This window comes from Arcobacter sp. (genome assembly GCF_050300555.1).
Taxonomy (GTDB): Bacteria; Campylobacterota; Campylobacteria; order Campylobacterales; family Arcobacteraceae; genus Arcobacter.
Map to the genome: position 1 here is coordinate 1 of NZ_JBNKXY010000007.1, position 14839 is coordinate 14839.

The 14839-nt window shown below is 27.3% G+C and carries 8 protein-coding genes and 1 pseudogene; 2 read left to right on the plus strand and 7 right to left on the minus strand.

The window, feature by feature from the left end; genetic code table 11:
• The 4 genes and pseudogenes from ACQY5W_RS06510 to ACQY5W_RS06525 form a co-directional block, all read right to left on the minus strand.
• Positions 1–885: pseudogene (locus ACQY5W_RS06510) on the minus strand (hypothetical protein); the annotation flags it as partial.
• Positions 886–917: 32 nt separating this feature from the next.
• Positions 918–4637, minus strand: coding sequence for an EAL domain-containing protein (locus ACQY5W_RS06515; protein ID WP_428024149.1), 3720 nt, complete (start codon positions 4635–4637; stop codon positions 918–920).
• Between the two features lie 212 nt (positions 4638–4849).
• Positions 4850–10642, minus strand: a complete 5793-nt coding sequence (locus ACQY5W_RS06520; RefSeq protein WP_428024150.1) for a PAS domain S-box protein — start codon at positions 10640–10642, stop codon at positions 4850–4852.
• Positions 10643–11338 carry a response regulator transcription factor gene (locus tag ACQY5W_RS06525; protein WP_428024151.1) on the minus strand — a complete coding sequence of 232 codons (696 nt, stop codon included), beginning with the start codon at positions 11336–11338 and terminating at the stop codon, positions 10643–10645.
• Between the two features lie 144 nt (positions 11339–11482).
• On the opposite strand from ACQY5W_RS06525, the gene ACQY5W_RS06530 reads away from it, so the two are divergent.
• Positions 11483–11725 carry a helix-turn-helix domain-containing protein gene (locus ACQY5W_RS06530; RefSeq protein ID WP_428024152.1) on the plus strand — a complete coding sequence of 81 codons (243 nt, stop codon included), beginning with the start codon at positions 11483–11485 and terminating at the stop codon, positions 11723–11725.
• A gap of 55 nt (positions 11726–11780) precedes the next feature.
• Entirely contained in the window at positions 11781–12431 is a 651-nt protein-coding gene (ung, locus tag ACQY5W_RS06535; protein WP_428024153.1) for a uracil-DNA glycosylase, read from the plus strand.
• Between the two features lie 19 nt (positions 12432–12450).
• Here the strand turns inward: ung and ACQY5W_RS06540 are convergent, their stop codons facing one another.
• From ACQY5W_RS06540 to ACQY5W_RS06550, 3 genes are read right to left on the minus strand one after another with little or no spacing between them, the layout of a single operon-like run.
• Positions 12451–12993, minus strand: a complete 543-nt coding sequence (locus ACQY5W_RS06540; RefSeq protein WP_428024154.1) for a hydrolase — start codon at positions 12991–12993, stop codon at positions 12451–12453.
• A 60-nt stretch (positions 12994–13053) separates the two neighbouring features.
• Entirely contained in the window at positions 13054–13992 is a 939-nt protein-coding gene (hemC, locus tag ACQY5W_RS06545) for a hydroxymethylbilane synthase (RefSeq protein WP_428024155.1), read from the minus strand.
• Complete coding sequence (locus ACQY5W_RS06550) at positions 13992–14837, minus strand: DsbA family protein (RefSeq protein ID WP_428024156.1); 846 nt, start codon at positions 14835–14837, stop codon at positions 13992–13994. Before ACQY5W_RS06550 ends, hemC begins: the two co-directional genes overlap by 1 nt.
• Between the last annotated feature and the right edge of the window lie 2 nt (positions 14838–14839).

Genomic DNA, 14839 nt, shown 5'->3' on the forward strand with positions numbered 1-14839 from the left:
CAAAGCTGGGTTTGAAACATTCATATCTAATCTTTGACACAAATCACCTTGTTCAAATTCACTCAATACTGCTATTGTTTCATCTATTAGTTTTCTATCTTCTTCTACATTATTCTTTGTTTTTACTATATTTTCGTTTACTACTTTTGCCATTTGAGCAAATTCATCGTTTCCTTCTTCTTTTAGCATCTTCGCTTCATTTGTCTCTCTATTTAAATACGCAAAAAATGTTAGTAATCCCTCTTTAAAATGTTCCAATGAACCATTAATTTGTCTAGTTAAAACAATACCTATTATAATTCCAACAACAATACCTATTAAACCTAATATTAAAGAAAGCATCAAAGTAGTATCTGATTTTTCAATAGTTAATCGAGAATTCATAATAGCTTCATCTGATTGTTCTAATTTTAGCTTATCAACTACTTTTCCTAATTCTGCTGCAAATTTATCTACTTCTTCCATGACCATATCACCAGAAGATTTACTTTTCCCATATTCCAATACCATCTTATTTCCCACTTGAACAAGTTTTTGGGCTATTTCTTTTGCATTATTTAATGTAGCTAATGATTCTTGGTCATTCTCTCGTTGAAACATCTCTTCAAATTTAGATAAATTATTTAAAAAAGTTTTGTATGAAGATTCTGCTTCTTTTATGGCATCACTATTTTGAGTTAAAGAGGCATCTGTAAAAAACTGCTGTATTTGGCAACTATGAAATTTTGTATCCGCTGCAAGAAGTGCAAAAGGAACGGTTTCTTCTCCCGTTAGTTTACTTATGTCTTTTACATCTTTCATCTCATGTACAGATACTCCTGTACTTATCCCAAAAGTTAATACTATGGTTCCTATTCCTAAAATCAACTTATTTTTTATTGTCATATCTACTTCCTTTAATATTGCTTTCTAGTCTATTATACACTAAATTTTTTTTTAATTTGGTTTTCAAAATATTTTTTAAATTCTTTACTATTCATAGGTTTAGCAAAATGATACCCTTGTACCTCATCACAACCAAACTCTATCAATAAATCCAATGTTTCTTTATCTTCTACTCCTTCTGCTATTGATTTTAAATTAAAACTTTTAGCCATTTGAATAATTGTTTTTACAATTCTTTCATCATCTCTATCTGCTAAAATCTCTTTTATAAAAGATTGGTCAATCTTTAATTTATCCACTGAAAATCTTTTCAGATATGCCAAACTAGAATAGCCCGTACCAAAATCATCAATTGAAAATTGTACGCCTAGCTCTTTTATAGCTTTTACTGTTTCTAAAACCGTTTCTGTATTATTTATCAAAATTGATTCTGTTAATTCTAGTTCTAAATAACTTGCTTCAAGTCCCGAAACAGCTAAAGCATTTTTAACCACTTCTAAAAGATTTCCTCTTTTAAATTGAATTGCTGAAATATTTACAGCCATCACAATTCTTTTTCCCTCTTTTACCCAACGTGCAGCTTGTTTACAAGCTTCATTTAAAACCCATTCTCCAATTTCAACAATCAAACCCATGGATTCTGCTACAGATATAAAATTAATAGGAGAAATCATTCCTAAAAGTGGATGTTCCCATCTTATTAAAGCTTCTACTCCAACAATTTCATTTTTATGAACATTTATTTGAGGTTGATAGTATAAAATAAACTCTTTATTAGATAATGCACTCTTTAAATCATTTTGCATTTTAAATAAACCCATCATATTGTGTTGTAACTTTTGAGTAAAAACAGAGTAATTATTTTTACCATTTTCTTTTGCTTTATACATTGCAGAATCAGCACATTGTAATAAACGTTCATATGATTCTGCATGATCTGGATATATTGCAATCCCTATTGAAGCCGATACAGCTAGAGTATTATTATTAACTATAAATGACTTTTTAAATGAATCAATTAATTTTTTAGCTATAAAAACTGCTTCATTTTCATTATTAATATCAGGCAGAGTTACTAAAAATTCATCTCCACCTTGCCTACTTATAATATCTGTTGTGCGTAAAGTATCTTTAAATCTTGAAGCAACTAATTTAAGGATTTCATCTCCTATAGAATGCCCTAAAGAATCATTTATATTTTTAAATCCATCTAAATCTATATATAATACTGCAAGTTTTTCATTTATACGTTTTGCTCTAGTTATTAAATGTTCTGTTCTATCTTTTGCCAAAATTCTATTGGGCAATTTTGTTAAATTATCGTGATGTGCTATAAACTCAATTCGTTTTTCGATATTTATTCTTTCAGTAATATCTTTAGTTACAACTATAGATTGGATTGGTTTTGTATTTGGAATAATGATAACAGAGACTTCATGTTCTCTTCTTTCACCATTTGTTTTTATTAAAGGTATAATTTGAGTATCATAAATTATCTCTTCTTCTTTTAATTTATTTTTATAATATAAACTCACCCTTTCCCTCTCTTCTGGATGAATAATATCTAAAAATTCCATCTCACATTTTATCGATGAAAAGTTATCTATAAAACCATATTCCTTAGCCAATTTTTCATTGTTTGTATAGATAAACTTTTTATCTTCTATAACATGTACTCCAATACCTGCTTGTGCTATTCCTTTAAGTAAAGTATTTTGGAAATTTTTTTGTTCAAGAATTCTAGTCTCCATCTTCTTTCTATCTGTAATTTCATGTCCTATTGCTAAAACTCCTATTACATTATCATTTTCATCTTTTTCAGCAACCAAATATAAATCATGGGCAATATATACACCATCATTTTTTCTAACCCATTCAACAACAAACCTCTGATTCTCTGAAGTTTTTATAACTTGATTTATATTATTTTGATAATCAATTGCACTCATATTTAACATTTCAAGATAAACACCCCATTGGTTTTGTGGTTTGTTATTTGTAATAAGTTCATAAGGAATGCCAGTTTGTTCAGAAAAAGCAGAATTTGCATAAATTCTATTACCAGATAAATCATATCTCATAATTATATTTGGTGAATTTTCTGCTAATGTCCTAAATTCTTCTTCTTTCACAGCCAACTCTTTTTGAGCACTTAAATCAAGACTCATTGCTAAAATACTCTCAACTTCACCATTTTTATCAAACTCTGGTATAAGGTTGTGTGAAAAATATTTTGTTGTTTTGTCTGCTAAAATAAATTTTAATTCGACAGCATCCATTTGTTTTGTTTCAAATACTTTATCTAAGCTCTCTTTTAATCGTACAATAGAATCATCATCAATAAGTTTTACTTCAAAAGGAGTTTTATCTACTAATTCTTCATAGCTTTTACCAGTAAGTTTTTCAACTTCTGGATTTACATATAATCTTTTAAAATCTTTCCCAAATCTATAAATAGGAGTTTTTACATTTTGAACTAGAGTTCTAAATTTCTTTTCACTTTTTTCTAATTCTTGCTGAACATTTAAAAATTCTGTTATATCACGTCCTATAGCTAAAATAGACTTGAGATTATTATATTCATCTTTTTCAGCAATAAGTTTTATATCATGAATTTCTATTTTCCCATTTACTAACATTTCTTGTGAAATATGTATGATTTTATCTAATTTATTTAACCTTATTTCATCTATTGCTTCGATTATTTTGTCATGTTTAGGAAATAAATCATGAATACGTTTTCCTAAAACCTCTTTTTTCTCCAATCCAAGTGTTTTTTTAAGAGTTGAATTTAAATATAAATATCTTCCTTCTAAATCAAAACGAACAATATTATCTGGCAGATTCTCTAACAAAGAATAATATTCTATCTCTATATTTTTAAGAACTTTTTCTTTCTCTCCTCGCTCAATAATTTCTAAATTTAAATTTGTAGCTAAATTACGATACTCTATAATATGGTCTTCATAACGTTTTTCTAATATTGAATTTAAATTCTCAAGAGTATTTTTTGTTTGCATATAATCAGTTATATCTTCAGTTAAAACCAAAATATAATCTATAACATCACTTTCATTTTTTACACAAGTTACAGACATTTTTACATAAACAATTGATTTATTTTTGTGTATAAAACGCTTTTCAATGGAATACTCTTCAAATTTGCCAGAAAGCATCTTTTCAAATAAATCCAAACTCTTTTCTAAATCATCAGGATGAGTTATATCTTGCCAAGTCAAATTTTTCAACTCTTCAAATGAATAACCAATAATAGAACATAACTTATTATTTGCTCTTTTCCAAGTCTTTTGAGGAGTAATTATTGACATACCAATTAACTCTTTTTCAAAAAATAGAGCCATTTGATGGTTTAATTTTTTTTCTTCTTCTTGTTTTCTTTTTGTTATATTTCTAGCTGTAACCAATAAACAATTTACTTTATTAAAATTATCAAATTGAGGAATTGCCCTTACAGAATAAATATGAGTTTCTGAATCCTTTTCAAACTTTATATCCCATTCATCAGCTACTCCAAGTTTTATAATATTTTCTAATTTTTTTTGATATTCTTTCGCTTCAGTTTTACTAAATACACCTGTTAATTCTGTGGGTGTTTTATCTATACCAACATTAGCTTGAAGGTTATTAATTCTTTCCCATTCTGTATTAACATACAATCTTTTACAATCTTTATCATAACAAACAACGATATCAGATAAATAATTTTCAATAAAATCTTTTTCTATATTCAAACCTATCCCTCTTTAAAGTTATTTTTTTAGAAAATATTTATTCTTGGAACTATACCATTGATAATAGCAAATTGATGGTCACGATTTGGTCACAATTTGGTCATGTTTAAGTAATTTTGCTTATTATTTATATTTATGATTACAAAAAAGTTACATATTTGATTAAAATTTAATAATTTTTTAGTAATAACCCAACTCTATCTTAAAGTGCTTTAGTTATTGGTATTATTTTTTTCATATGTTTTGTTAAGTTCTTCTATCTCTTTTTTATATCTATTTTGCTGAGTTATATCTCTTACAATAGAGAGCCTTAGATCACTATCATTAAATATAAATTTAGTAATAGTAATTTCTACATCAAGAATTTTCCCTTTTTTTGTACGATGTTTTGTTTTAAAAGTTAGATTATTAGATTCATTTACTTTTTCCCTTATATTATCAATCTCTTCAACCCTCATATGATAATCTATATCTTCAACTTTCATATTTAAAAATTCTTCAAGGTTATAGCCTAACATTTTACATGAAGTATCACTAGCATAAAGAATACTACGGTCATCACCAATAATATATAAAGCATCACTAGCATTATTAATTGCAGTTTTTAACAAATCAAATTGTTCTTGAGATTGTTTAATATATGTAATATCATGTCCTATGGTAAGAACACTTATTATATCTGCATTTTCATCAAATTCTGGTGTAAAGATTATATTCCACCATCGTTTTTTTCCATCCTGTTCATGTTCTACTTCTGTATTTGTAGTTTTTCCTGTTTGAAAAACATATTCTATTTTTTCTTTATATCCTTTTGGAACACCGACAAATGGTTTATCTACAAGCTTAGTTCCCAATATTTCTTCAATAGGCATACCAAAATATTCTGCAATTGCTTTATTAACATAGATTCGGTGATATTCTTTGTCATAACGAGCTAAAAAATCTGGTAAATTTTCAGCTAAAGTTCTATATTCTCGCTCTTTTTTAGCTAATTCTGCCGTTCTATCCTCAACTTTTTTTTCTAATGTCATATTTAAAGAACGAATTGACTCTTCCATCTTTTTACGTTCTGTAATATCTTGTATTGTTCCTATTTGACCAATAACCGTTCCTGCTTTGTCAAAATAAACTGCTTTATGAAATATTACATCATGATTGATTCCTCGTACATTTTGTATTTTTGCTTCATATTTTTGAGTACCACCTTTGCAAAAAAGTTCCTCATCCGCATCAAAAAATACTTGTGCTTGTTCACGAGGGAAAAGATCAAAAACTCCTTTTCCTATCAATTCCTCTTTATTTTTACCATAAAACTCTTCAAAAGCTTTGTTAAAACCTTTATATCGAGTTTTAGTATCTTTATAAAAAACAGGTATAGGAATAGCATTTAATAATGAATCAAGAAACTGGTTTTGTTCAACTAGTTGCTCTTCCATTTTTTTACGTTCTGTAATATCTTGTACTGTTCCTATAGAATAAAGTGGTTCACCATCACTATTATATCTATGCTCACATTTTTCAATAACATATTTAATTCTTCCATCTTTCATAACAATTCTATGTTCTATTTCATAAGGAAAACCTGTCTTTAAAGATTCTAAATAAGGAACATTTACCATCTCTCTATCATCTGGATGAACACACTCATAAAATGTTTTATGTAAATCATTAATATTCTCTTTATCAAGTTCAAATATTCTATAGGTTTCATCAGACCAAAAAAGAGTATTATTTGGTATATCAAAATACCAACTACCAGTATGGGAAACTCGCTGTGCATCAATTAAAAACTTTTGCTCTTTTTCTAAAAGTATCTCTAATTTTTTACGTTCTGTGATGTCACGGGATAGAACGATATAATTACCACTTGATTTTTGTTTAGATGCAGAGAGTTCAAACCATTTTGTTCCATCAGGAAAATTAAGACTATAAGTATTACCTACTGAAAACCCCTTTTCATCTACTTCTTTTAATGTTTTAAGTGCTGTTTCAACTGCATCAGCAGGAAGCATCTCTTTAAAGTTTTTGCCAAGAAGTATCTCTTTTTGAGCTATTAAAAGTTCAGAATTTTGTGCCCATATATTGATGTAGGTTCCATCTGGTGCTATATCAAACATCAAATCAGGTATAGCTGCAATAATCCCTTCATTAAACTCTAAAGCTTTTTGAAGTTCAATGGTTTTATTAGTTAGTTCAGTCATATCTCTACCAATCCCCAATACACTTACAATCTGTCCACTTTCATCTTTTTCAGGAACATAACTGACATCATGCCAACCCATAGAGCCATCTTCATTTAATATCGGATGCTTTACAAATAGTGCTACCCCTGTTGTCAATACCTTATTTATACTTTCTTCTCCCACTGAAAAACTACCATCAGGAAAAACTTCTCTTGTAGTCTTACCAATAATATCGCTAGCTGAAACTCCCAATGTTTTCTCATGAACTGGATTTATGTAAACATAGCGTTCCTTTGTGTCCCAACGAGCAACATTATCAGGAATATTTGCTGCTAGTGATCTAAACTCACGTTCTTTTAATGCCAATGCTTCTTCTTGTATTTTACGCTCGGTAATATCATGAACATATCCATACCAAATAATACCTCCATCAGGATGAACTTCTGGTTTGGTATTACTTTCCATCCAACGCTCTCCTTTAATTGGATGTATAATTCTATACTCTTCATGCCAGATAGTCATAGTACGCGCTGATTCGTCAATTGATTCATTCACTCTATTTACATCATCAGGATGTGTCAAGCTAAGAAGTGGTATGGCATCTTTTCTTACTATTTCTGGTTCTAAACCAAAAATATCTAAAATATTAGGCGAAACATAAGGCATACATGTTGTTCCATCTGGTTTTAAATAAAAACTACCCATCATTCCAGGAGAAGAGTCTGCTAATAGACGAAGTTCTTGTTCTCTTTTAATAAGTGATTCTTCTATATGTTTTCTTTTTGTAATGTCTTCAATAAGTGCAATAATATAGTCAACTTCGCCATTTTCTTTTCTTATACATCCAACTGAAAGATTTGTAAAACAGATATCTTTATCTTTTTTAATAAATCTTTTTTCATAAAAATAATGCTCAATTTTACCCTCAATCATATTGTTAAATTGTTCAATATTTCCAGCTAAATCTTCAGGATGAGTCATTTCATCCCAAGTTATTTTTTGTAGTTCATCAGATGTATAACCCAACATTTTACAAAGTTTATCATTGACCTTTAACCACTCTTTTTTAGGTGAAGTAATAGCCATACCTACAAGTTGACGTTCAAAGAAAAGACGCATTTTTTCATCTTCTTTTCTCTCTTGCATCTCTACTCTTTCACTAATATCTCTGGCTATTGCCATATTGTAACTTTTATTTTGATACTCAAAATAATTGGCAATAATTTCTACAGGAAAAATTTTTCCATCTTTTGTTTTATGAGAAGATATAACTGTTACTGACTTTTTCTCTTTCATATCAGCCCAATGTTCTCCCCAACTTTCCATAGGAAACTGACAATCAACATCTTTTACACCTAAAGTTAAAAGTTCCTCTTCACTATAATTTAAAATTTTACATGCACCTTGGTTTACATACTTAAAATTACTATGTTCATCTATTAAATAAATTGCATCTAAAACATGCTCTAAAGCAAATTTTTTAAGTAATAATCTATTTATAAAGTTTTTTTGTTCAGTTATATCATGAATATTAACTATATGATATAAAATATCTCCTTGTTCATCTTTAATTACAGTTAAATCTACATTTACAGGAAATTTTGAACCATCTTTTCTTTTATGAATAGACTCAAAAGAGACAAAAGATTTTTCCATGGCTTCTTTTACTTTTTCTTTTACAAAATCTAAACTCTCTTTTGCAACAAAATCAATTATATATTTTTCCATTACTTCTTTCAAAGAATAACCGTGCATACTACAAAAAGCAGGATTTACCATTTTAAATTTTTTACTCATACCCTCATGAAGAGTTACACCCCAATTTGTTTGGAAAAATATCTCTTCCCATTGAAACAAGGCTTTTTCTGTCTCTTTTTTTATTTCTACTTCTCTTTCCAACCTTGTAATTCTTGCTAATGTCGATTCTTCAACTTTATTCTCGTATATACTTTTTTCACTAAAAATTTTATTTTGTACATCTAGAGGTAAACTAATAGTAAATAATGCTCCATTATCAGTATTTTGAACATCAATTCTTCCATTCATTCTTTCTGTAATAATTTTATAACTTATAAATAACCCTATTCCCAAGCTATTATTTTTTGAAGTTATACAAGAATCAAATATTTTATGAATAGGATCAAATTTTATTCCTCCAGCATTATCTTCAACACTAATTGAAACTATGTTGTCTTTTTTTATGATTTTTATTTTTATCCAAGGATTTAAAATCTTTCTCTCTATAAAAATATCTTTTGCATTTAAAATTATGTTAAGTAAAGCATTTATAAACTCATTTTTATCACCCCAAATTATAGTTTTATCTATATTTGAACTATCAATATCTAATTTTATATTCTCTGTTTTTAAAGTATAAAAAATCAGAGTTTGAATATTTTGAATCTCCTCTATTAAATCAAATTCTTCATTTTTAACTTTTGTTTGTTTAAAAAGCCTATAAAAAACATCAATGGTATTTGATAGGTGTTTGATAATTTTACTACTTTGATCAATTGAATTTAAAATTTTTTCTTTGCTAAGGGTTCCTTTAATTAATAAAGTTCCATATAGATTTGTTTGTATTGCTCCTATTTCTCCTAAAGGTTCTCTCCACTGATGAGTGATATTACCTAGTAACTCACCTAAAGACACTTGTTGAGATTGTAAAAAAAGAAGTTTCTCTTGAACTTGTGATTTTAAAATCGCTTCATTTTTTTCTATTTGAGAGAGTCTAATTTTATCTCCAAGAGCAAGAGATAAAAATATTATTAACCAAGCAGAGCCTAAAAGTTGAGATTGCAAAATATTAAAATTTGTAGTTAAATACCCCAAAAACATCAATGAAAATATAATATTTGCAATTAAATATCCCCCTAAAGCAAGTAAATAATACTTTGAAGGTGAATATTTATCTTTAAAACTTTGTAAACCAAAATAAAATAAAAATAGAGTCCCTAAAATCAATACTACAAAACCTACACAATAATCTAGCATCTCTAATTTTAATATTATAAAAAATAAAAGTACTGCTCCAATCATCATATTTATAAATAATTTTTTAGTACAAGATTTTTTATTTAAAAATTGCAAACTAAAAAGTATCAAAAAGAATAAATTTACTATAAGAAAAAAAGTTTTAAGAACATTTCCCAATATCAGACTTAATTGAAAATAGACTGAAAAATATCCATGAGAGGAAAAAATCCAACATGCTAAACATATAATATAACTAGCATATAAGATATAATCATTCTCTTTTGTGGAAAAATATAAAAATATATTATAAATAAATAGACTAAAAAGAATACCAACAAAAATAGAAAAACCTACTACTTCTGCCAATTGATAAATTAAAATATCATTTTCATTTCCTATTAAAATCTGAATTATAAATGGCACATTTGATTCTACTTTTATTAAAAAAAGTTCTTTATTATCTGTTTTTTCAAGTTGGATTTTTGGTATAAAATAAGAAAAATCATTTTTTATTTTTATTAATTTGTCATTTTCAAATTTAAAAAAATCTACTTTTTCAGAAGATACATCAGTCATACTTAAAAAAAGTTTCTGACTATCTTGGTTTTTGAGTTCTATTGCAAACCAATTTACATTATGATGAAAACCAGAGTTTGTTATATTTTGGGGAAGAGTAATAAATTCATTATTTTGATACTTTTTTAATGCTTCTTCAGGAGTTAATTTTCCTTTAACATAACTAGGATAGTTTGAGATTTCAACAAGTTCTGATTTTAAAATTACTGTTTGTGAAGCAAAAAGTGGTATTGAAATAAATATCCACAAAATAAACAATAATCTTAGCATCTACATATCTATACATTTATTCAATCTATAACCAATACCCCTTACAGATAAAATAATATCACTATTTATTTTTTTTCTTATTCTCAAAATCAAATTTTTTATAGAAGATTCACTTACACTTTCAAAAGGCCATAAAACTTTTGAGATTTCTTCTTTTGTAACAGTTTTAGATGAATTATCAATTAAAAGTTTGATTAATTCTAATTCTTTTACACCTAAAGATACAACTTCATCATTAAAATATAGTTCTTGTGTTGCTATATTAAAAAAAATCTTATTTGATAAAAAAATCTTATTCTGATTTTTACCAGATCTTTTCATTGCTTTTATTACAGTTTGCACTAAGTTTTCATATTCTATAGGTTTAAATATGTATCCATCAATCGATAAATTAGCAGCATGCAGTAAATAATCTTTTTCACTATAATTTGTCAATAGAATAATAGGAATATCATAATTAACTTTTCTAATCTTTTCTATTAAAGTTAATCCATCCATCACGGGCATTTTTATATCACTAATTATTAAATCAATATTTTCTTCTTCAAATAATTCGAAAGCTTCTTGCCCATTTTTTGCAGAATAAACTGATTGGAATATCATCTCTAAAAGCTCATTTATTTGCTCTAGCATAATTAAATCATCTTCAACAAATAAAACATTCTTATTTTTTAATAATAAAAAATCATTTCCCATTCTGAACCTTTGTAGAAAATTATAGCAAAACTAACTTTTAAAAATAATTTTTATATTTTTATAAGATTAGCAAATATTACCATATGGTATTATTAAATATTACCTATAAGTAATAATATTGAACAAATTTTATTGAGGAAAAAAATGTTCATTGAAATCACAGAAGAAGAAATATATAACTTTCATAAAAAAATATCTAAAAATGTAAGAAAAATAAGAAAAAATAAAAATCTAACTCAACTAGATGTAAGTATTGCTATTGGCTTATCTAATCCATCTTTTATAACAAATGCCGAATCTCTAAAATCAAAAAAAAAGTTCAATCTTAACCAATTATTTAAATTATCTATTATTCTTGAAACAGATATAAGTGAGTTTTTTAAATAAATTCTTTTTTATAATCATAAATTTGAGATAATACAGCTTTAAAAAAAGGGCTAAAATGAAAACTTGGAAAGAGATTATTGATAAAGAAAAAGAGCAAGAATATTTTATAAAATTAAAAGATAATATAGATAAAAAATATGAGATGACAACTGTCTTTCCCCCTAAAGATAAAATCTTTAATGCCTTTAGTAAAACTCCTATAGATGAATTAAAGGTGGTAATCCTAGGACAAGACCCATATCATGGTCTTGGACAAGCACAAGGTTTATCTTTTTCAACCCCAAAAGAGATAAAAAATCCACCCTCTATGCAAAATATATTAAAAGAGATAAAAGATGATTTAGGAAAAGATTCAAACTGTTTAGATGGAGATTTAACCCCTTGGGCAAAAGAAGGAGTTCTTCTTTTAAATACAATTTTAACGGTTGAGGAAGCAAAACCAAAATCACATCATAACTTAGGATGGGAAATATTTACAGATAATATTATCAAATATATTTCATCAAATTGTGAAGATATAATTTTTTTACTTTGGGGAAGTCCAGCTATTTCAAAAGCAAAACTAATAAATAACACAAAACATCATATATTAACTGCACCTCATCCAAGTCCACTATCTTCATACAGAGGATTTTTTGGATGTAAACACTTTAGTAAAACAAATGAAATTTTGGATTCATTGGGAAAAAAAGAGATAAACTGGTAAAACACCAAAAGGTGTTTTACTATTTTACTAAGGCAGAAATACCTTTAAATTGTGGATGTTTAGCATTTACAGTTAACTCAAATAAAAGTGATTCGTAAGTTGTTGGTATAACCCCTGCTTGAATCATTCTTGAAATAGCAATCTCTTTGTCATTTGCTCTTCTTGAATTTACACAATCAGTTACAAGTACAGGTTGCAATCCCTCTTCAAGTAAATCAAGTGCTGTTTGTAAAACACAAACATGAGTTTCAATACCAGCTAAAATAACTACTTTTTTACCTGTTGCTTTTATAGCACTAAGTCCATCAATATTTCCACAACAAGAGAAAGTCGTTTTTTCAAAATGAGGATAATCATCTGTAAGTTCTCTTAAACTTGGGATTGTTTCCCCTATTCCTTTTTTATATTGTTCATTTACAATAATAGGAACTTCAAGTAATTTAAGCCCTTGAATAAGAGTAATTAAATTTTTTTCTAACTCTTCTTTATCTGCAATATGAGGGAAAAGTCTTTCTTGAACATCAACTTGAACAAAAACACAATCTTCAACTTTAATTCTCATTGGAACTCCTTAAAAAATATTACCTATATTACTCAAACTTTGTAACAAAAGTCTAGCATTTTATTTAAATGCTACTTTTTCAGCACGTTCAAGAAGTTCTTTAGCTCCTTGATCAATAAATGTTTGAGCTAAAGATTGTCCAGCTGTTTCAAAATCATCAATATTAGCTGTAATATCTTCTTCTATATATTCACTTCCATCTGGCATACCAACTATTGCTTGAATTCTTACAGAATTTTCATCAATAATTGTAGCTTTTACACCTATTGGAACTTGGCAACCACCTTGAAGTGTATCCACAAAACTTCTTTCTATAGTTGCTTCAATGTTTGCATTTTTATCATTTAATACAGATACTAATTTTACTATTTCAGGATTGTTTGTTGTCTCAATCCCTAAAATTGCCTGTCCCATTGATGGAATCATATCTTCTAAAGATATAGGTGAGAAATATTTTACTTCACCTTCGATTTGTAGTTTTTGTACACCAGTTGCCGCTAAAATAATAGCATCATATTCACCAGCTTTGAGTTTAGCGATTCTTGTATTTATATTACCTCTTAAATCTTTTAACTCAATATCAGGTCTTAAAATTTTAAGTTCCATTCTTCTTCTAAGACTTGTAGTCCCAATAACTGCACCTGTAGGTAAATCTTTTAATGAACTATACTTTTCACTTAAAAAAGCATCCCTTGCATCAAATCTTTTACTTACTGCTGCTAATTGTAGTCCTTCTTCAAACTGTGTTGGAACATCTTTTAAACTATGAACTGCTAAATGGGCACTTCCCTCTAACATAGCAACTTCAAGTTCTTTTGTAAAAAGACCTTTTCCTCCTATTTTAGCCAATGGAACATCTAAAATCTTATCACCTTTTGTAGAAAATTCTTGAAGTTCAATTTGCATATGGGGATAGTGTTTTAAAAGTTCTGCTTTTATATATTCACTTTGCCAAAGTGCTAATTTACTTTTTCTTGTTGCTATTACTAATTTTTCCATTATTTATCCCCTAAAGTCTCATATTTTAATTTCGTGTTGTCTTTTTCACCATTTACAAAAATTGTTGGTGTTCCCATTACCATCAAATCTTCACCCATTTTAACATCAAGTAAAATGCTTTCCATTATACTTTTATTATTTAACTCTTCTTTTGTAAGTTCTAAGTTAAACTCTTTATTAAAAGCACTTAAGATTTTATCTTCATCTTTTGAATCAGCTTTAAAATATGGTTCCCAATCTATTTTATAAACTTTTTCTTCTACATCTTTAATACCTTTTTGTTTAGCTACATAAATAGCTTTTACCAAAGTTGCTGAAGCTGGATGAATTTTTAACAAAGGAAAATGATAATAATAAAGTGCTATTGATTCACTATTTTTTTTAACATGAGCTATCACATCAGGTATATAATCCATACAAAAAGGACATAACGGATCAGAAAAAACTACTATTTTATCTTTTGCCTTATGATTTCCAGCTATTAAATGAATTTTATTATAATATACAGCATCAACTTTAGGTTGCAATAATTCCTTTAAAGATTTTCCAGTTTTTAAATCCAGTAAATCAGCACTAACAACAATTCCATTTGAAAAAACAATATCTTTTGCATTTATTTCTTTGTCTTTTACTTTTGCTTCAACATCTATAAGATATCCATACCAGTTATTAATTGGTGCTTTCATTCTTTTTTTCATATTAATTTTCACATCAATTATTTCTACTCTTGCATTATTTGAAAGTCTTTTTTTCTCAAAATCTATAATTTTACTATCAAAGTTTGCAGCATTTAATCCTAAAACCAAAATTGAAAAAGTTAATATTATTTTTTTTATGTTTATCATCA

What these genes read in the sequence shown, in the direction of transcription:
- ACQY5W_RS06520 (WP_428024150.1), bottom strand. Translation starts at nt 10,642, where the DNA reads ATGCTAAGATTATTGTTTATTTTGTGGATATTTATTTCAATACCACTT.
- ACQY5W_RS06525 (WP_428024151.1), bottom strand. Translation starts at nt 11,338, where the DNA reads ATGGGAAATGATTTTTTATTATTAAAAAATAAGAATGTTTTATTTGTT.
- ACQY5W_RS06530 (WP_428024152.1), top strand. Translation starts at nt 11,483, where the DNA reads ATGTTCATTGAAATCACAGAAGAAGAAATATATAACTTTCATAAAAAA.
- ung (WP_428024153.1), top strand. Translation starts at nt 11,781, where the DNA reads ATGAAAACTTGGAAAGAGATTATTGATAAAGAAAAAGAGCAAGAATAT.
- ACQY5W_RS06540 (WP_428024154.1), bottom strand. Translation starts at nt 12,993, where the DNA reads ATGAGAATTAAAGTTGAAGATTGTGTTTTTGTTCAAGTTGATGTTCAA.
- hemC (WP_428024155.1), bottom strand. Translation starts at nt 13,992, where the DNA reads ATGGAAAAATTAGTAATAGCAACAAGAAAAAGTAAATTAGCACTTTGG.
- ACQY5W_RS06550 (WP_428024156.1), bottom strand. Translation starts at nt 14,837, where the DNA reads ATGATAAACATAAAAAAAATAATATTAACTTTTTCAATTTTGGTTTTA.